This is a genomic window from Yersinia sp. 2541 StPb PI, from assembly GCF_052217145.1.
GTDB lineage: Bacteria > Pseudomonadota > Gammaproteobacteria > Enterobacterales > Enterobacteriaceae > Yersinia > Yersinia enterocolitica_E.
Map to the genome: position 1 here is coordinate 2,453,938 of NZ_JAZGQB010000001.1, position 19,398 is coordinate 2,473,335.

Here is a 19,398-nt window from a genome sequence, read left to right on the forward strand (position 1 = left end):
CAGCTTACCAGTTTGCTTTCAAACAATTTTGAGGTTGGGATATACGTCACTATTTTCTGGCGCCGAGATCTCAAAAATAACTAAGGCAGCCAATGCCGCCCATTAAAATTCAATAAAATCAAAATATTACAGGCGATTTTTAGCATTTAAAACCATAACTCTTTGATTATATAATCTTTTATGTTTTATCGACGTAAAAAAGGCGCTGAATTCAGCGCCCTTCATGCCATTACACCCTAACATCTGGCAGCAATTGAAACCGGTCAGACTACCTACTCCGTAACAATAGTTTGAATCTGTGCTGGTCCCGGGTTGTACCAACCACCCCATCCCGGCCCCCACATCCCAGGGTTGTGGTAACCCCACGGGCCCATTGCCGGTGGCATCATCACTTGTTGTGCAAGATTCCAACGTTTGTAACCTGTGGCATTTATCACCACAAAGTCATACGGCGTCATCCCAATTTTACCGGCTTCAACACCGGTAATCGGCCCAACCACGGTCACCAGGTGACCACGAAAATCAACTGGCTCAAGGAAACCATTAACATAGGCTATCACTCGCCCTTGTGACGGCTCCCCCAAAATAGGTCTGGCACCCGAGTCTAAGGGTACGCTGGCAATTTCAAGCCGGGTGCGATGCGCTTCGTTGGCCACATTGATGACGGTCCCACCAAAACGCGCCTCCTGGCCTATAAAGACCTTCGGATCGGTTCGAACCAAATTAAGATTTTGCTGCGGCGTCGCAGTGGTACCCTGAATAGCAGGCGGGACAGTAACACAGCCGGACAGAAGCAAAACGCCCAATCCTAGCCAGCCACACGTCCATTTACGGCTTCTATTCTTTATAGATTGAGTTGCTGACGTATTTATCGCCATAGTGTGCTGCTCCTTATCATATCTATAGCTATCTGAATATTTTAGACTCTAAACAGGATGACAAGTTGCTATATCGTTAATTTTTCACATTTCCGTGGCGCAGTTCAGTTCTAACGGCCTGGCAGTTTTTTCCAGGTCACTTCATTTCTCAGATACACTGGCTCGGCATTTTCCACACTCACCATCCGCCCGTTCGCCCATGATGATAATGCCAGTGGCAACATATCCTCTGCCTGCGGCAGTAGCATCTGCCCGTCAGCCAGCACCACGTTATCGCTGCTAACCAGATCAGGATACGTCTGCCAGCCAGTGCCTACTGTGGCCCAATGGCCGCTCAGTGATGGCGCGTGTGCCAAGACTTGTGCCGGCGTCATTACTGCCTCAGTCTGTTCACCAAGCCAATCGCCTTGTGCGTCACGCTCAAACTCACCCCAATAGACTTCCCCCATGCGGGCATCAATCGCAGCCAATACGCGAGACGCGCCTGTCAGACGGAATGCCCCCTGAGCCATGGTCTGTAAGGTGGAAATACCTATCATTGGTAAGTCTGCGCCCAGAGCCAATCCCTGACCAATACCGATACCAATACGGACACCTGTAAAGCTACCAGGGCCACGGCCAAAGGCCAATGCATCGAGTTGCGTCAGTGATAAACCTGATTCAGCCAGTACTTGCTGCACCATCGGTAATATTCGTTGGGTGTGTTCCCGTGGACAAAGCTCAAACAACGCCTGAACTTCGCCGTTATTCCACAATGCAACAGAACATGCTTCTGTTGCGGTATCGATCGCTAAAATTCGCGTGGACATGCCAACCTCGGCAGGAAAAGAGTATGAATTCAATACAGGGCGCGCATGATAGCACACCCCTCCTCGCTTTTCCCTTAATCGCGTTGCTTGAGAAAAGCGATGGCTTTCGCCAAATCACGGGTGCGGGGTGCTGGCGGGAGACTATTAAGGAACATCGCGCCATAAGGGCGCATCACCAGGCGATTATCACAGATAACCAGCACGCCGCGATCGTCGATGTCACGAATCAAACGCCCCACACCTTGTTTCAAGGTAATAACGGCATCAGGCAATTGCACATCATTGAACGGGTCACCACCACGTAGACGGCAATCTTCGATGCGGGCTTTCAACAAAGGGTCATCCGGTGAGGTAAACGGCAATTTGTCGATGATGACACAAGATAACGCGTCGCCCCGCACATCCACCCCTTCCCAGAAACTGCTGGTCGCCACCAGCAGTGCATTGCCTGCTGCTACAAACTGTGCCAGCAACTGCCCCTTGCTGGTTTCGCCTTGCACCAAAACAGGTAGCGTCATGCTGGCGCGGAACTCTTCGGCTAAACCACGCATCATCTGGTGTGAGGTACACAAAAAGAAGCAACGCCCTTTATTGGCATCAATCAGTGGCTTTAGCATCACCGCCAGTTTACGGGCAGCCCCAGGTTCATTTGCCGAAGGCAAATTGCGTGGCACACAGAGTAATGCCTGATTGGCGTAATCAAACGGACTGGGCAGGAGTAGCGTTTTGGCGTTCGTTAGCCCCAACCTTGAGGTGAAATGTGATAACTGATCATTAACCGACAGTGTGGCAGAGGTAAAAATCCAGCTTCCCGGTTTTTCTTCTATCAGCTCACGAAAACGATCAGAAACCGACAACGGTGTCAACGCCAGTACGAAATGGCGTGAATTACACTCATACCAATAGCTGTAGCCGGGTGTAGTGACATCTTTTAAACGCTTAAGGCGGTTGCGATACACCGTTGCACGTTCAAAAGCAGCATCCAGCATGGCTGAACGGCCAAGGGAAAGCTTCATCACGTCATAACACAACTCCAGCGCATCATCGAGCAACAGCAACGCCCGCTGAATCGCCGGTTGTTCCAGTACATCACGTAAATTGCCGCGATATCCCGGGTCGCCGAGCACCAGACGGAAATCTTGCGTGCTTTGCGTCAGACGGTCGGCGCTTTTTTGCAATTGAGCGGAGTCACGCACTTCGGTGCGATAGGCAATAATAATATCTTTTGCCAAATCCATTAGTTGTCTACTGGTCAGTTGCTGACCAAAGTATTGGCTGGCAATATCGGGGATCTGGTGGGCTTCATCGAAAATCATCACATCTGCGGTGGGGATCAGTTCGGCAAAACCGCTCTCTTTCACCACCATATCCGCCAAGAACAGATGGTGGTTCACCACCACTATATCTGCATCCATCGCCTTACGGCGGGCTTTGACCACAAAACAATCTTTATACAGCGGGCAATCACTACCCAGACAGTTATCATTGGTACTGGTGACCAACGGCCAGACAAAGCTATCCTCAGCCACCTGGCCACAGGTACTGATATCACCATCGATGGTTTCGGCTGACCAGCCACGCAAACGAACCAAATCAACCAATGTCTCACTGGCTAATTCACCCCCGGCCAATGATTGCTGTTCAAGTCGTTCCAGACAAAGATAGTTTGAGCGCCCCTTTAATAAGGCCAGCTTCCCTTTGTATTTGAGAGCAGTCGCTACCGTGGGTAAGTCACGCGAATAGAGCTGATCTTGTAACGCTTTCGAACCTGTGGAGATAATCACTTTGCAATCAGCACGCAGTGCGGGCGCCAAATAGGCAAATGTTTTACCGGTACCGGTACCTGCCTCTACCACCAATTGTTGTTTGGCATCAATAGATTCACTGATGGCCGCCGCCATTCGGCGCTGAGACTCTCGGGGGTTAAAACCTGTAATGGCCTGCGCTAATGCGCCGTCTGTTGCAAAATCGTCTGTCACGCGTTCTCTTCCGGGCGAAATCAGCGGTGATTATGCCAAGCCTATCGCCCCGCGACCACACATTCTCATCATAAGCTATGCTACCCTACTACTGATAACTGACATTGACATTCACACAAGGGAGTGAAAATGAGTATTGAACGAATTAATCCAGAAAAACGTTGGTCAGATGCTGTGGTATTTAACAACACTATCTATTACACCAGCGTACCGGAAAATCTGGATGCAGACGCCACGGCGCAAACTGCCAACACACTGGCTGCAATAGATATGATGTTGAATCAGCTCGGTTCAGATAAAAGCCGTATTTTGGATGCCACCATTTTTCTGGCAGACAGTGCGGACTTCGCGGCGATGAATGCGGCGTGGGATGCCTGGGTGGTTGATGGCAATGCGCCAGTGCGTTGTACCGTCGAAGCCAAATTGATGAATCCGAAGTACAAAGTTGAAATCAAAATTATTGCGGCTATTTGATTTTGCGATCTGCGGGGCGACTGCACTGATGGGCACTCTGACGGCTCGCGCCCCTTGTATTTTAAACAAATAAGGACCCATTCAGTACATTTCCCCGCTTATCAGCTTCGATTAAAAACTGTCACTCGATATACCCAAAGTAACTGGAGTTGCAGGTAGGCTGCCAGCAAACAAATCCCGATGAGCTTACACCGGTAAGTGATTCGGGTTTGCGCGCGCAGCCAACACCCCTGCTGCATCAAGTACAAAGGGGATATCAGGACAGCTTAATCATCACCATGCCGGCCAGTAGCAAAATCAGGCCGATCCAGCCTTTATAGTTCAGTCGCTGATTAAACAAAATCCAACCTGCGGCCACGGTGGCGGCAATACCGAACCCGCCCCACAAGGCATAAGCCACTGATAATTCAATGCCTTTCACTGCTTGTGCCAAAGCACTGAATGCCCCTAACACTGACAGCAGTGATAATATGCCTAACCATACCCTGCGAAAACCATCTGACATTTTCAGCAAGATATTGGCAATGATTTCCAGGATGACCGCCAAAATCAGAAACGCAATATGGTAAAACTCAAGCTGTTGCATGCTGCTCACCTGAATTGTTGTGCGGTCTGCTTGGTTTCTTCGGCTTACGCGTCCCTGACTTCACTAACATTATGCCGCCGATCAAGGTCACTAAACCGGCAATTTTCAGTGGTGATAAGCTTTCATCAAACCACAGCACGCTAAACACAGTAATAATCAGGATGCCAATCCCTTCCCACAGGGCATAGGCCACGCCTAGCGCGACTTTCTTCACTGCCAGAGCCAGTAAAATGTATGAACCGGTTATCATAAAATACATCACGATATGCCCGGTCATTTCACCACTGACACTGGCATATTTCATTGATAACGTGCCGATAATTTCTGCGACAATCGCTAAACCTAAAAATATCCAATAAATCATCATTCTTCTCCTAACACAGCTACCCTATCGATTTCAAAGTGCAAGCAGCGACCTCAAAGAGGCGAGGCCCATGGACGGCCGAGTAATAAGTGGCCAACATCCCTGCTATTTGAAAAGTAACGGGTAAAACGCACGCTAAGGTCTATTTGTTACGGTTATCCTAATTTGATGCCCTATTCACAAGGAATAGACATGCGCAGGCCGTAAGAAATAGAAACTCACTTGGCGTATAAACTTTTTATACCCTAAATAATTCGAATTGCCGGAAGGCGCTAAGCAAGAGACCCCCGATGAGCTTACATCAGTAAGTGATTCGGGTGATTGAACGCAGCCAACGCACATGCAGCATGAAGTATGACGGGTATTTAAGATGGAAGAATAAAGACGCTACAGCTCGCTACACCAGTGATGCTCACTGGCCAGAATGGCTGACAGGAAAAGTTGACAGGTAGAAGGTTTGAAAGTAATTCCATTAGTTTTAATCATAATATATCTCTTTTTTTTAGCCACACATGCTTTAGCTACATACTTGTTTGCCAAACCTAGTGTGATACGCCTAAAACCCTCATCAAAATGGAATAATTCACTGCTGTATTTTTACCACAGCCAATTTTATAAAGCAAACCATCAATTTTATAAATAGTTTAAAAAAAGAGATTATAAAATAATAAGTTAGTGGTTCTAAAAAAACAAAACCCCTGCATGGCAGAGGTTTATAGTTTGACGAGATTATGCGAATTATCTCGTCAGTTCAGGAGGTTAGAACAGCTTATGCTGTTGCACCCGCCACGGCTTGTTTGGCTAATTCAGTAATACGAGCGTAGTCCCCTTTTTCCAGCGCATCTGCCGGAACCAACCATGAACCGCCAATACACAATACGCTTTTCAGCGCCAGGTAATCACGGTAGTTATTCGGGGTAATGCCGCCGGTTGGGCAGAAACGCACTTGCGAGAATGGGCCGCCGATGGCTTGCAATGCTTTAACACCACCATTAGCTTCTGCCGGGAAGAATTTAAACTCACGCAGGCCATAACTCATACCCAGCATCAGTTCTGAAACGGTGCTGATCCCAGGAATTAATGGGATTGAGCCTGCAGTGGCTGCCTTAAGTAATTCATCAGTCAGCCCTGGGCTGATAGCAAATTGCGCGCCAGCCTCAACCACATCAGCCAACTGCTGTGGATTGAGCACAGTACCTGCGCCGACAATCGCCTCAGGAACTTCTTTTGCGATAGCACGGATAGCCTCAACAGCACAAGGGGTGCGCAACGTCACTTCCAGCACCCGAACACCGCCAGCCACCAGGGCTTTTGCCAACGGTACCGCCTGCTCGAGCTTATTAATCACAATCACCGGGACCACGGGGCCTGCGGTCATGATCTGTTCTGCGCTCGTTTTCCAGCTTTTCATCAGTTGTTATCTCCACTTATGCCGATTGGCATGTACTCACCCGAGGGTGCCAGTTGAAATATGGCAGGCAGAACATGTATTCCTGCTTCTGTCTGCCATAAAGAATCACAATGCGAGCCAGCTAACGACTCTTTATTATTGCGCCTAGGTGAGGCGCTGTTATCGGGAATATACCCGTCATACTTCAAGCTGCATGTACGTTGGCTACGCTCAATAAGCCGAATCACTTACTGATGTAAGCTCATCGGGGTTAATGAGCCTCATCCTTGAGCTTGAGGCTCATCCTACGGGCTAGCATAAATACCGTTCAAATCGCTTCCCGACCGATTTGTCTCTCGCTTGCCGCCTTCCTGCAACTCGAATTATTTAGGGTATAGTCATAACCTAAATATTTATTCGAACTCATTCCATGAACGACCGTCGCGGGTAATCATGGCAACGGATGCCACCGGCCCCCAGGTTCCAGATTGATATGGCTTAGGTGCATCATTATCAGCCGCCCATGCATCCATAATGGAATCGACCCATTTCCACGCTTCCTCAACCTCATCACGGCGCACAAACAGTGCCTGAATACCACGCATGGTCTCCAGCAACAGACGTTCGTAGGCATCAGCAATATGCTGCTCGTTAAAGGTTTTGGAGAAGCTGAGGTCCAGCTTGGTGGTTTGCAGACGGTGTTTATGCTCCAGACCTGGCACTTTATTCAGCACTTCAATCTCGATACCTTCATCCGGTTGCAAGCGGATCGTCAGCTTGTTTTGAGGCAATTGCTGATAAGACTCGCGGAACAGATTCAGTGCCGGATTTTTAAAGTAAACCACCACTTCAGAACATTTTGTTGGCAGGCGTTTGCCGGTTCTCAAATAGAACGGCACCCCAGCCCAACGCCAGTCATCAATATCGACACGGATAGAAACAAACGTTTCAGTGTTGCTGTTCTTATTCGCCCCTTCCTCTTCCAGATAGCCGGGTACTTTATTACCCTGGACAAAACCGGCGGTATACTGACCACGTACTGTGGTTTCCCGCACATTGGTGTGGTCGATACGGCGCAATGATCGCAGTACTTTCACTTTTTCATCACGAATTCGGTCAGTACTGAGATCTGCTGGCGGTGACATGGCAATCATGGTCAGGATTTGCAGTAGATGGTTCTGGATCATGTCACGCATCTGGCCGGCCTGATCAAAATAGCCCCAGCGCCCTTCAATCCCGACCTCTTCGGCAACCGTGATCTGCACATGGTCAATAGTGCGATTATCCCAGTTAGAAGCAAACAGTGAGTTAGCAAAACGCAGAGCCAACAGGTTCAGTACTGTCTCTTTACCTAAATAGTGGTCGATACGGTAAACCTGACACTCGTTGAAATATTCTGCCACTTGATCGTTAATCACCCGAGAAGAGGCTAAATCCTTCCCTAACGGTTTTTCCATTACCACACGAGCAGGCTCTTTATTCAGCCCTGCTTCGCCCAATCCTTTACAAATTGCACCAAACGTATTGGGTGGCATGGCAAAGTAGTTAATGGTGGTACGACTTTTTTGATCCAGCATCTTGCCCAATTTGGCAAAGTGTTTGCTGTCATTGACATCCAAATTACAGAAGTCGAGACGAGAACTGAGCTTTTGCCACAATTCATCATCCATCTTCTCTTTCATAAAGGTATCGAGGGCTTCCTTTACCACGGCTGTGTACGCGTCTTTGTCCCACTCGGCACGGCCTACGCCGATGATGCGAGTATCTGGGTGGATGTGACCCGCTTTCTCTAATTGGTAAAGGGAAGGCAGCAGTTTCCGGCGAGCCAAGTCTCCCTTAGCGCCGAAAATCACCAGATCACACGCCTGGGCTGCCTGGGCTGTATTAGTTACCGCCATGTTATTCTCCTCGTTGCAGGATATTTGTAATTTTCTTACATTACTAATGTACTCTCTTTGACTATAGCCAGTAAACCCAGATAAAAGCAGAGCAAAAAAGGTTAAAAAACATCCATCAGGGTGCCAAGCCGCGCCAAATCAGGCCGTGCAACTTTAAAATGTAATTTTATGACGTTTTTGACAACTATTTACCATTATGAAAATTAGACACAGGTCATATTCTGGTGAAAAAACCTTACTTCCCACCCTATGCCACTGCCAACGGGTCCCAGCTCGTAGTATATTTTCATTAAACCGGCATAGATTTCTCCTTTAAATGAAATCGGTAAAACCCATGGGTGACTCTCGATATATGAATACGCTGGAAAATATCCAAAATAGTCTGGACCTCCTGAGCAAATCAGAAAGGAAAGTCGCCGAGGTGATCCTCGCCTCTCCACAAACTGCCATCCATTCAAGTATCGCGACACTAGCCAAAATGGCGAACGTTAGCGAACCGACGGTTAACCGTTTTTGCCGCCGACTGGACACCAAAGGTTTCCCTGATTTTAAACTGCATTTGGCGCAAAGTCTGGCAAATGGCACACCTTATGTGAACCGCAATGTCGAAGAAGATGATAGTGTAGCTGCTTACACGACAAAAATTTTCGAATCGACCATGGCCAGCTTGGATATGGCGAAAAACAATTTAGATATTGCGGCCATTAATCGGGCAGTAGATTTACTGACTCAGGCGAAGAAAATTTCGTTCTTTGGCCTTGGCGCCTCTGCCGCGGTTGCTCACGATGCGATGAATAAATTTTTCCGTTTCAATATTCCGGTAATTTATTTCGATGACATCGTTATGCAACGTATGAGTTGTATGAATTCCAGTGAGGGTGATGTAGTGGTATTGATCTCTCACACTGGCCGGACGAAAAACCTGGTCGAGTTGGCCCACTTAGCCCGTGAAAACGATGCCACAGTGATTGCTATCACCTCGCGTGATACACCGCTGGCAAATGAAGCAACACTATCACTGCTGCTGGATGTGCCGGAAGATACTGATATGTACATGCCGATGGTCTCCCGTATTGCTCAATTGACATTAATTGATGTGCTGGCAACCGGGTTTACCCTACGGCGTGGAGCAAAATTCAGGGATAACCTGAAACGTGTGAAAGACGCCTTGAAAGAATCGCGCTTTGATAAAGGTTCGCCGCGCGTCAACAGCGGTGAATAACGTCAAGGGCAGAAGTCGCTTTGTTTTGTGTTAGCGCATCTTCTGGAGTAATAATTTGACGTATTATTGGAAAATAGTCCTTGTATGGCGGCGGTAAACGTTACCAAAACCGATAAGGGGTAAATAGCTCGCTTTTGTAATGTTGTCATTGATGTATTGGTGGTGCTCGGATGGGGCCATTTATGCATCAATCGTTTTACATCCGCAAGCGGATAACATGCATGGCGCTGTGTGGTAAAACAGGGTTATCGTATCGCATGTCGTCGTAAAATTTGATCTTAATTACATTTTACTATCGGATTCATTATCCGCTGTTTTAACAACACCATGCTTCATCAGTCAACGGAGTAAGAGATGTCCAGACGGCTCAGAAGGACCAAGATTGTTACTACACTGGGGCCGGCTACCGACCGCGACAATAATCTGGAAAAGATTATTGCTGCTGGTGCTAACGTAGTCCGCCTGAATTTTTCCCATGGTAGCGCCGAAGATCATGAGTTGCGGGCCAATAAAGTCCGTGAGATCGCTGCAAGATTAGGGCGCCATGTTGCTATTCTTGGCGATTTGCAAGGTCCTAAAATCCGGGTATCTACTTTTAAGGAAGGCAAAGTATTCCTTAACGTACATGATAAATTCTTGCTCGATGCCAATATGGCAAAAGGCGAAGGTGATAAAGACAAAGTCGGTATCGATTACAAAGGCCTACCCGCTGATGTGGTTCCTGGTGATATTTTGCTGCTGGATGATGGCCGGGTACAATTAAAAGTCATTGAAGTCCAGGGCATGAAAGTGTTCACCGAAGTTACTGTCGGTGGCCCACTCTCCAATAATAAGGGCATTAATAAGCTCGGTGGCGGTCTGTCGGCAGAAGCGCTGACAGAAAAAGACAAAGCCGATATTATTACCGCCGCTAAAATCGGGGTGGACTTCCTGGCTGTTTCGTTCCCACGGACTGGTGAAGATTTGCATTATGCCCGCCGTTTGGCGCGTGATGCTGGCTGTAATGCACAAATCGTGGCAAAAGTTGAGCGTGCTGAAGCGGTTGCAACCGATGAAGCTATGGATGATATCATCCTGGCCTCTGATGTAGTGATGGTTGCCCGTGGTGATTTGGGGGTAGAAATTGGTGACCCAGAGCTGGTGGGAATTCAGAAGAAACTGATCCGCCGTGCTCGTCAGCTTAACCGTGCGGTTATCACCGCGACTCAAATGATGGAGTCAATGATAACCAACCCGATGCCAACCCGTGCGGAAGTGATGGACGTTGCTAACGCCGTGCTAGATGGTACTGACGCTGTTATGTTGTCAGCAGAAACCGCTGCCGGTCAGTATCCAGCAGAAACTGTTGCTGCTATGGCACGAGTTTGTCTGGGTGCGGAGAAGATCCCAAGTATCAATGTGTCTAAACACCGCCTTGATGTGCAATTCGACAATGTCGAAGAAGCTATCGCGATGTCGACCATGTATGCAGCAAACCACCTGAAAGGTATCACGGCCATTATCGCCATGACCGAATCTGGCCGTACGGCACTGATGATGTCCCGTATCAGCTCCGGTTTGCCTATCTTTGCGATGTCGCGTCATGACCATACTTTAAATCTGACGGCAATCTACCGTGGTGTCACGCCAGTTTATTGTGATACCCATACTGATGGTGTTCTGGCGGCCAGTGAAGCTGTCAGCCGACTGAAAGATAAAGGTTTCCTAGTCTCAGGTGATCTGGTTATTGTAACGCAGGGCGATGTGATGGGGACTATTGGTACGACCAATACCAGCCGCATCCTACGTGTTGAGTAGTTTGCTGTAGCCAATAAATGCAAAAGCCCGCGACTAAAATGTGCGGGCTTTTTTATGTTTAATCACGATAGCGACTGTTAAATATCCTTACGAACATAAGGCTCTATCTCACCCTCTTTACGGGTTTTCAACAACTTAAGAATCCAGGTATATTGCTCCGGGTTGGGTTTTACCAACAACTCAACTTCTTCATTCATACGGCGGGCAATATAGGCGTCATCAGCATCAGCCAAATCATCCATCGGTGGACGAATATAGATATCAAGGCGGTGTTCGCGATAATTATAGACTGGGAACATCGGTACGATTGCCGCACGACATACTTTCATCAAACGCCCTACTGCTGGCAAGGTCGCCTTATAGGTGGCAAAGAAATCAACAAATTCACTTTGCTCAGGGCCATAATCTTCATCCGGCAAATAGTAGCCCCAGAACCCCTGGCGCACTGAACTGATAAATGGCTTGATGCCACTTTCACGCGCATGAATTCGCCCACCAAACCGCAAACGGGCACTATTCCATAAATAATCAACTAGCGGATTGCGCTGATGATGGAACATACCGGCAACTGGTTTGCCCTGTTCTGCGAGCAGCATTGCCGGTATATCGATCGACCAGGCATGTGGCACCAACAAAATGACATTACGCTGCTGCTGCTGCAACTCGTCAAGAATCTCCAAACCGTGCCAATGAACCCGAGAGAGTACTTTCTTCGGTTCACGAAAGCACAGTTCTGCCATCATCATCAACGGTTGCGCCGCAGTGGCAAACATCTGGTCAATGATATGTTCGCGCTCAGCTTCCGGCAGCTCTGGCATACAATAAAGAAGATTAATCCGCGCGCGACGACGGGCGCTCTTGGCAAACTTGCCCGCCAGACGGCCAATCCCTGCTAACAAAGGATCGCGGAATTTCGGTGGCACATAAGCCATCGCGGCCATAGAACCGGCCCCCAACCATACCCCCCAAAACCGTGGGTGGAGGAAAGATTTCTTAAATACCGGAATAAAGCCAGCGGCGTCATGTTTATCTTTATGCATGGGGGAACTCTTGGAATTCTGTGGGCTAATAATAGTATACCCTTCATCCTTGAAGCCGCAGGGTTGCTAGCTACTCCCACTCACCCGAATCACTTAACCTAAGTTCATTGGGATTCGTAGGTTTGCTGCCCCCTGCAACTCCACTGTCTGGGTATAACACTCCGGTAGATAGTGGTTACTGGATAGCGGTTAATCCAGTTGTAACTGCGGAATGACCTGCTTGGCGATAGCCAGATATTCACTGCGGTCTTTACCACTCAAGCCTTCTGAGCGCGGTAATTTAGCGGTTAATGGATTAACGGCTTGCTGATTCATCCAGAATTCATAGTGCAAATGAGGACCAGTAGAGCGGCCAGTATTACCTGACAATGCGATACGATCACCACGTTTTACTTTTTGACCTGGCTTGACCAACAACTTTTTCAGATGCATATAACGGGTGGTGTATTGGCGACCATGCCGGATAGCAACATAGTTACCCGCCGCCCCACTGCGTTTTGCGATCACGACTTCACCATCACCGACGGCGAGCACTGGCGTCCCGACAGGCATAGAGAAATCCACACCTTTATGCGGGGCAATACGCCCGGTTACCGGGTTTAGGCGGCGTGGGTTAAAGTTTGACGACACCCGGAATTGCTTCATGGTAGGGAAACGCATGAAACCACGGGCCAGGCCAGAACCAAGCCGGTCATAAAATTTACCGTCATCGGCACGGATAGCGTAGTAATCCTTACCACCGGAACGCATACGCACCCCGACCAGTTGGCTTTGCTCACTGCGGCCATCAAGAATTTCACGTGACATCAAAACCGAGAATTGATCACCTTTACGCAGTTTGGCGAAGTCAAGCTGCCACTGTAATGCTTTAGTGACCGCGCGAATCTCGGAAGCCGTCAAGCCTGCCTTCCTGGCGCTGGTGACAAAGCTGCCATCAAGGCGACCCGTCAGAACCTTGTTGCTCCACTCACCTTTTTGTAGCTCTTTGGTCTCTTTGAAATTATTGCCAACACGGTCATAAGTCCGCGTTTCACGACGAGAAACTTCCCAAGTCAAGCTCTGTAAATCACCGGTATCATTGACGGTCCAAGAGATTTGCTGCCCGATCTTCAGATTACGCAGATCACGGTTTTGCGTCGCCAATAGCGACACATCAGAGATATCAATGCCGTACTGGGTAAGAATGCTGCTCAGGGTATCCCCAGTTGAAACCACATACTCATGAACACCGGTTTCACTAACATCTTTGGCATCTAGCTCATCTTGTGGAATTTCATCATCAGGCGTGGGCTGATCGATGGGTTCGCTGGCTTCAGGTAATAAAATGCGGGTTTGGCTGGTATCTAATACCACGCTCTTAGCGACAGGTTCATGCTCGGGGTGATAAACAAAAGGCCGCCAAACAGCTACGGCCAGTGTCATTACAGTCAACGACCCCAGCATAATACGGTGGGGTCGAGGGAGATTGTTATACGCCAAGGTGATAGTTCGGACTATCTGCTGCACTTATGAGTATCCTTTTAATCTTACTTCAGGCAGCTCACGTATTGGTTCGACAACTGAGACAAAAAGTTCACATAGCTGTCCTTGCCTAATACGATACCGCTGCCCAAGGGATCCAAGGTGCCTGAACGCACATTTGTTCCTTTAGCAACGGCATTAATGACGGCCGGCCTGAATTGTGGCTCAGCAAAAACGCATACCGCTTTATGCTCAACCAACTGTGTTCGAATTTGATGTAAACGCTGCGCACCAGGCTGTATTTCGGGATTGACTGTAAAATACCCTAACGGGCTCAAGCCAAAGTGTTTTTCAAAGTAGCCATAGGCATCATGAAAGACGAAATATCCCTTACCTTGGGCAGGCTTCAACATAGTAGCAATATTTTTTTCGTTTTGCGCTAGTTGATCCTCGAATCGGCGCAGGTTTGCATCTAATTTGTCCTTATTTTGTGGCATAAGTTCCAATAATCTGTCGTGAATAGCGATTGCAGATTGTTTCGCAATCGTTGGCGACAACCAAATATGCATGTTGTTCTCGCCATGATGGTGCTCGTCACTGTGATTATCTTCAGCATGATCATGGTCATGCCCTGCGGTTTCACCTTCATGTTCATCATGTTCGTCACCTTTGATCAATAAAGGTGTAACTGAAGGTAACTCAGCCAGTGCAATCTTTTTATTATCAGCAACTTGTGTCAATGGTTTTGTTAAAAATGCTTCCATTTCTGGTCCGACCCAAATAACCAGCTCGGCACTGCGTAACCGCTGGACATCCGACGGACGAAGCGCATAATCGTGTGGCGATGCACCATCGGGCAATAATACTTCCGTTGGTAACACCCCATCGGCAATGGCAGAGGCAATAAAACCTAATGGCCGTACTGATGTAACGACCGCCGCTGAGGCAATATTAAATGGGTTGGCAATTAAAATTGCGCTGGCTAGCATTGCCCGCTTTAGCCATTTTTTTTTATGTAACATAATACGAATTCTCGACGTTTTGTTGGGTAAAGCGTAATATTATAACATTCACTCGGTTCTGCAAACGTAATCATAATGTCCACATTGGTAACTCTACATAATATATCCGTCACTTTTGGTAGCCGGCGGGTACTGAACGATATCTCCCTTTCACTGCGACCGGGAAGAATTCTCACCCTGCTTGGGCCAAATGGTGCCGGTAAATCGACGCTGGTTCGCGTGGTTCTGGGGCTGATTCCTCCCACCAGCGGCACGCTTGTCCGTCAGCCGGGCTTACGCATCGGTTATGTTCCGCAAAAACTTCATTTGGATGCCACATTACCGCTCACTGTAAGCCGTTTTATGCGTTTGAAACCGGGTGTCAAAAAGGCGGATATCCTGCCGGCACTCAAGCGTGTGCATGCAGCACATTTATTAGACCAACCCATGCAAAGACTGTCTGGCGGTGAGAACCAACGCGTGCTGTTAGCCCGTGCATTACTGAACAAACCGCAGTTACTGGTACTGGATGAGCCAACGCAAGGTGTTGATGTTAATGGGCAATTAGCGCTATACGACTTAATCGAGCAACTGCGTAAAGAGTTAGGCTGTGCTGTTATGATGGTTTCCCATGACTTGCATTTAGTGATGGCCAAAACTGATGAAGTATTATGCCTTAACCAACATATCTGCTGTTCTGGTGCACCAGAGGTTGTTTCCACTCATCCTGAATTTATTGCCATGTTTGGCAATCGTGGCGCTGAGCAGCTAGCGGTTTATCGCCACCACCATAATCATCGACACGATTTGCACGGAAAGATTATTTTGAAGAACAGCGGGAGTCGTGAGGCATGATTGAATTATTGCTACCTGGCTGGTTAGCAGGAGTATTATTGGCAACAGCGGCCGGCCCGCTGGGGTCGTTCGTCGTTTGGCGTCGAATGTCCTATTTTGGTGATACTCTGGCCCATGCCTCCTTACTGGGTGTTGCTTTTGGTTTACTGCTAAATGTGAATCCGTTTTATGCCGTGATTGTAATGACCATGGTATTAGCCGTGATTTTGGTGTGGTTAGAACGCCGCCCACAGTTAGCAGTCGATACGCTACTGGGGATCATGGCTCACAGCGCATTATCACTGGGCCTGGTGGTCGTGAGTCTGATGCATAATGTCCGGGTCGATTTAATGGCCTATCTGTTTGGTGATCTGCTTTCCGTAACACTGAGTGATATCTGGTTGATTGCCGTAGGTGTTATTGTGGTGTTAGCGGTGCTGTGTTGGCAATGGCGGGCACTGCTGTCAATGACGGTTAGCCCGGAGCTGGCTCATGTTGATGGGGTCAACCTAGAACGGGTACGGATGTTGCTAATGCTGGTCACCGCACTGACTATCGGGCTGTCGATGAAGTTTGTTGGCGCGCTGATTATCACCTCACTGCTAATCATTCCTGCTGCGGCAGCTCGTCGTTTTGCCCGAACCCCCGAACAGATGGCTGGAATTGCCATCGGTATCGGTATTGTTGCCGTGACCGGTGGTCTGACATTCTCTGCTTTCTATGACACCCCCGCTGGGCCTTCAGTGGTACTTTGTGCGGCGGTCATGTTTGTACTCAGCCTGTCACAAAAGGCGCGTGGATAATTGCTCTATTAAAGGGGGGTTTAGAGTAATAAACCCCCTATCCACCCTTACCATTAATGTTCTCAAACCATTAACTCCTGCCACTAATAGCAATAACCTCGTTCACGATTAGCGTCTATTGCTAAATATTCCAACAATCATCAATTCTGTATTTTATATTTTAATTAGTGTGATCAACCACAAATACAATAAAATTGCAGTGTAATACTCTGCCTATCACTCAAATCAATGAGCAATATAATGGTTATGCAGATACCTCTTTCATTTCTGCATGGGCTTGTATGCTCCCAATTTACGCAGAATGATTATTCCGCAGAGGCGGTTCTCATGGATAGATCCACACCCACTGGTTTACTTCAGCAACCCAAACCATTCTTCATGATTTTCTTTGTCGAACTATGGGAGAGGTTCGGTTATTACGGTGTTCAAGGTATTCTTGCTGTTTTCTTCGTAAAGCAGTTAGGGTTTTCACAGGAACAAGCGTTTGTCACTTTTGGGGCTTTTGCCGCTTTGGTTTATGGCCTGATTTCGATTGGTGGATATGTCGGCGACCATTTATTAGGCACTAAACGCACCATGGTATTAGGCGCTATCGTGCTGGCTCTCGGATACTTTGCTACCGGTTTATCACTATATAACCCAAATCTAATCTTCTTTGCTTTGGGGACCATTGCTGTCGGTAATGGTTTGTTTAAAGCTAATCCGGCTAGCCTATTGTCAAAATGCTATCTCCCCAAAGATCCACGCCTTGATGGGGCCTTCACCTTGTTTTACATGTCGATCAATATCGGCTCCCTAATTTCACTGTCATTGGCTCCGGTTATTGCCGAACGCTTCGGTTATACCGTGACCTATTATTTGTGCGGTATTGGTTTGATTTTTGCTTTGTTGGTCTATTTCTGCTGCCGCCATATGGTGAGTCATATCGGTTCCGAGCCTGATGCTAAACCGTTAAATTGGCGAAACTTGCTACTGGTACTGGCTGGTAGTGCGGTGATGATATGTCTCTGTGCTTGGTTAATGAACCATGTGGTGATTGCCAATCTGGTGCTGATCGTCTTATCGTTGATTGTGGTATTTATCTTTTTCAAAGAAGCATTTAAGCAGGATAAATTAGGCCGCAATAAAATGTATGTCGCTTTTATTCTGATGATTGAAGCTATCGTCTTCTACGTGCTGTATGCACAGATGCCGACGTCACTCAACTTCTTCGCCATCAATAATGTTCATCATGAAATTCTTGGTTTCACTATCAATCCGGTGAGTTTCCAGGCACTAAATCCATTCTGGGTAGTGGTGGCCAGCCCGATTTTAGCCTCAATTTATACCCGCCTGGGCAGTAAAAACCGTGACTTATCGATGCCGGCCAAATTTACTTTAGGTATGTTTTTATGTTCACTGGGTTTTCTGACAGCGGCCGCCGCGGGGATGTGGTTTGCTGATGCACAAGGTCTGACATCACCTTGGTTTATCGTTCTGGTTTACTTATTCCAGAGCCTGGGGGAATTGATGATCAGTGCTTTAGGTTTAGCGATGGTGGCGGCACTGGTACCGCAATATCTGATGGGCTTTATTCTGGGGATGTGGTTCCTGACGCAAGCCGCATCGTTCCTGATTGGCGGTTATGTTGCCACCTTTACCGCGACACCAGAAGGGATAACAGACCCACTCGAAACACTGCCTATCTATACCGATGTTTTTGGCAAAATTGGCATCGCCACACTGGCCATTGCACTGGTTATGGCGCTACTCATTCCATGGCTTAATCGAATGATTAACATACCTGTCGGCGAACAAGCAACCGCCTGACTATCACTCCATCAGGGCTGGCATTGGCTCAGCCCTGCATCAAAAAATTTACTCTTCGCGGGTAATCCCAAAATGTTTGTAAGCATGATTGGTGGCAATTCGCCCACGTGGTGTGCGTTGAATAAAACCTTGTTGGATCAAATAGGGTTCCAGTACGTCTTCAATCGTTTCCCGCTCTTCGCCAATCGCGGCGGCCAAGTTATCCAGCCCTACCGGACCGCCCATAAACTTGTCAATCACGGCGAGCAACAGCTTACGGTCCATAAAGTCAAACCCTTCGGCATCGACATTAAGCATATCTAGCGCTTTCATCGCCACATCGCCGTTAATCGCGCCATCGGCTCTGACCTCAGCAAAATCTCGCACCCGGCGCAGCAGACGGTTAGTGATACGTGGCGTCCCTCTTGAACGACGCGCCAGTTGATGAGCCCCTTCTGGCGTCAGTTCCAACCCCATACACTTGGCACTGCGCGCGACAATATGTTCTAAATCTGCCACCTGATAAAATTCCAGGCGTTGCACAATACCAAACCTGTCACGCAGTGGAGAGGTCAATGAACCGGCGCGAGTGGTGGCACCAATCAGGGTAAATGGCGGCAGATCAAGTTTGATTGAACGGGCGGCGGGGCCTTCACCAATCATGATATCCAATTGATAATCTTCCATTGCCGGATAGAGGATCTCCTCTACAACCGGCGATAATCGATGGATTTCATCAATAAACAGGACATCGTGTGGTTCAAGATTGGTCAGCATCGCCGCTAAGTCACCGGCCTTTTCCAAGACCGGGCCGGAGGTAGTTCGCAGGTTCACCCCCATCTCATTAGCAACAATATTTGCCAATGTGGTTTTACCCAGCCCTGGCGGGCCGAAAATCAGGACATGATCAAGCGCGTCGCCACGCTGTTTTGCCGCCTGAATGAAGATTTCCATTTGCTCGCGGACGTGGGGCTGCCCGACATATTCTGCCAATAGCTTTGGTCGGATAGCCCGATCAATGCTCTCTTCATCACTGATAATACCTGCCGATATCAGGCGGTCTGCTTCAATCAT

General features: G+C 48.1%; 17 protein-coding genes. 6 read left to right on the plus strand and 11 right to left on the minus strand.

Annotated features, from left to right (window positions below; all coding sequences use genetic code 11):
• Window positions 1–272: 272 nt before the first annotated feature.
• From V1953_RS10910 to V1953_RS10920, 3 genes are all read right to left on the minus strand, one after another.
• Window positions 273–878 (minus strand): Slp family lipoprotein, encoded by a 606-nt coding sequence (locus V1953_RS10910; protein ID WP_083158989.1) that lies wholly within the window; start codon window positions 876–878, stop codon window positions 273–275.
• Window positions 879–988: 110 nt separating this feature from the next.
• The gene (gene tsaB / locus V1953_RS10915) at window positions 989–1,687 is read right to left on the minus strand and encodes a tRNA (adenosine(37)-N6)-threonylcarbamoyltransferase complex dimerization subunit type 1 TsaB (RefSeq protein ID WP_083163669.1); all 699 of its coding nucleotides are present in this window, start codon (window positions 1,685–1,687) and stop codon (window positions 989–991) included.
• A 74-nt stretch (window positions 1,688–1,761) separates the two neighbouring features.
• Entirely contained in the window at window positions 1,762–3,666 is a 1,905-nt protein-coding gene (locus V1953_RS10920) for an ATP-dependent DNA helicase (protein WP_102970416.1), read from the minus strand.
• Window positions 3,667–3,795: 129 nt separating this feature from the next.
• Between V1953_RS10920 and V1953_RS10925 the strand changes: the two genes are divergently transcribed.
• On the plus strand, window positions 3,796–4,140 hold the full coding sequence (locus V1953_RS10925; protein ID WP_083158990.1) for a RidA family protein: 345 nt from the start codon (window positions 3,796–3,798) through the stop codon (window positions 4,138–4,140).
• 256 nt (window positions 4,141–4,396) lie between these two features.
• Here V1953_RS10925 and mdtI read toward each other — a convergent pair whose 3' ends face one another.
• The 4 genes from mdtI to zwf form a co-directional block, all read right to left on the minus strand.
• Window positions 4,397–4,726 (minus strand): multidrug/spermidine efflux SMR transporter subunit MdtI, encoded by a 330-nt coding sequence (gene mdtI, locus V1953_RS10930; RefSeq protein WP_005163022.1) that lies wholly within the window; start codon window positions 4,724–4,726, stop codon window positions 4,397–4,399.
• Window positions 4,713–5,090, minus strand: coding sequence for a multidrug/spermidine efflux SMR transporter subunit MdtJ (mdtJ, locus tag V1953_RS10935; RefSeq protein WP_372569879.1), 378 nt, complete (start codon window positions 5,088–5,090; stop codon window positions 4,713–4,715). Before mdtJ ends, mdtI begins: the two co-directional genes overlap by 14 nt.
• Before the next feature lie 769 nt (window positions 5,091–5,859).
• Window positions 5,860–6,501 (minus strand): bifunctional 4-hydroxy-2-oxoglutarate aldolase/2-dehydro-3-deoxy-phosphogluconate aldolase, encoded by a 642-nt coding sequence (locus V1953_RS10940; protein ID WP_083158992.1) that lies wholly within the window; start codon window positions 6,499–6,501, stop codon window positions 5,860–5,862.
• A gap of 392 nt (window positions 6,502–6,893) precedes the next feature.
• Window positions 6,894–8,378, minus strand: a complete 1,485-nt coding sequence (zwf, locus tag V1953_RS10945) for a glucose-6-phosphate dehydrogenase (protein WP_442847864.1) — start codon at window positions 8,376–8,378, stop codon at window positions 6,894–6,896.
• A 334-nt stretch (window positions 8,379–8,712) separates the two neighbouring features.
• Between zwf and V1953_RS10950 the strand changes: the two genes are divergently transcribed.
• Together V1953_RS10950 and pyk are read left to right on the plus strand one after the other, a co-directional pair.
• Window positions 8,713–9,600, plus strand: a complete 888-nt coding sequence (locus V1953_RS10950; RefSeq protein ID WP_372558924.1) for a MurR/RpiR family transcriptional regulator — start codon at window positions 8,713–8,715, stop codon at window positions 9,598–9,600.
• A 354-nt stretch (window positions 9,601–9,954) separates the two neighbouring features.
• Window positions 9,955–11,397 carry a pyruvate kinase gene (gene pyk / locus V1953_RS10955; protein WP_083158995.1) on the plus strand — a complete coding sequence of 481 codons (1,443 nt, stop codon included), beginning with the start codon at window positions 9,955–9,957 and terminating at the stop codon, window positions 11,395–11,397.
• A gap of 77 nt (window positions 11,398–11,474) precedes the next feature.
• On the opposite strand, the gene lpxM is transcribed toward pyk, so the two are convergent.
• The 3 genes from lpxM to znuA all read right to left on the minus strand — a co-directional run bounded on the left by lpxM (window position 11,475) and on the right by znuA (window position 14,920).
• Complete coding sequence (gene lpxM, locus V1953_RS10960; protein ID WP_083158996.1) at window positions 11,475–12,437, minus strand: lauroyl-Kdo(2)-lipid IV(A) myristoyltransferase; 963 nt, start codon at window positions 12,435–12,437, stop codon at window positions 11,475–11,477.
• A gap of 189 nt (window positions 12,438–12,626) precedes the next feature.
• Window positions 12,627–13,943, minus strand: a complete 1,317-nt coding sequence (gene mepM / locus V1953_RS10965) for a murein DD-endopeptidase MepM (protein ID WP_102970417.1) — start codon at window positions 13,941–13,943, stop codon at window positions 12,627–12,629.
• 20 nt (window positions 13,944–13,963) lie between these two features.
• Complete coding sequence (gene znuA / locus V1953_RS10970; RefSeq protein WP_083158997.1) at window positions 13,964–14,920, minus strand: zinc ABC transporter substrate-binding protein ZnuA; 957 nt, start codon at window positions 14,918–14,920, stop codon at window positions 13,964–13,966.
• A 75-nt stretch (window positions 14,921–14,995) separates the two neighbouring features.
• Between znuA and znuC the strand changes: the two genes are divergently transcribed.
• The 3 genes from znuC to dtpB all read left to right on the plus strand — a co-directional run bounded on the left by znuC (window position 14,996) and on the right by dtpB (window position 18,345).
• Window positions 14,996–15,754, plus strand: coding sequence for a zinc ABC transporter ATP-binding protein ZnuC (gene znuC / locus V1953_RS10975; RefSeq protein ID WP_083158998.1), 759 nt, complete (start codon window positions 14,996–14,998; stop codon window positions 15,752–15,754).
• On the plus strand, window positions 15,751–16,536 hold the full coding sequence (gene znuB, locus V1953_RS10980) for a zinc ABC transporter permease subunit ZnuB (protein ID WP_083158999.1): 786 nt from the start codon (window positions 15,751–15,753) through the stop codon (window positions 16,534–16,536). Before znuC ends, znuB begins: the two co-directional genes overlap by 4 nt.
• Window positions 16,537–16,863: 327 nt before the next feature.
• Complete coding sequence (gene dtpB, locus V1953_RS10985; protein ID WP_083159000.1) at window positions 16,864–18,345, plus strand: dipeptide/tripeptide permease DtpB; 1,482 nt, start codon at window positions 16,864–16,866, stop codon at window positions 18,343–18,345.
• Window positions 18,346–18,393: 48 nt separating this feature from the next.
• Here the strand turns inward: dtpB and ruvB are convergent, their stop codons facing one another.
• Complete coding sequence (gene ruvB / locus V1953_RS10990) at window positions 18,394–19,398, minus strand: Holliday junction branch migration DNA helicase RuvB (protein WP_083159001.1); 1,005 nt, start codon at window positions 19,396–19,398, stop codon at window positions 18,394–18,396.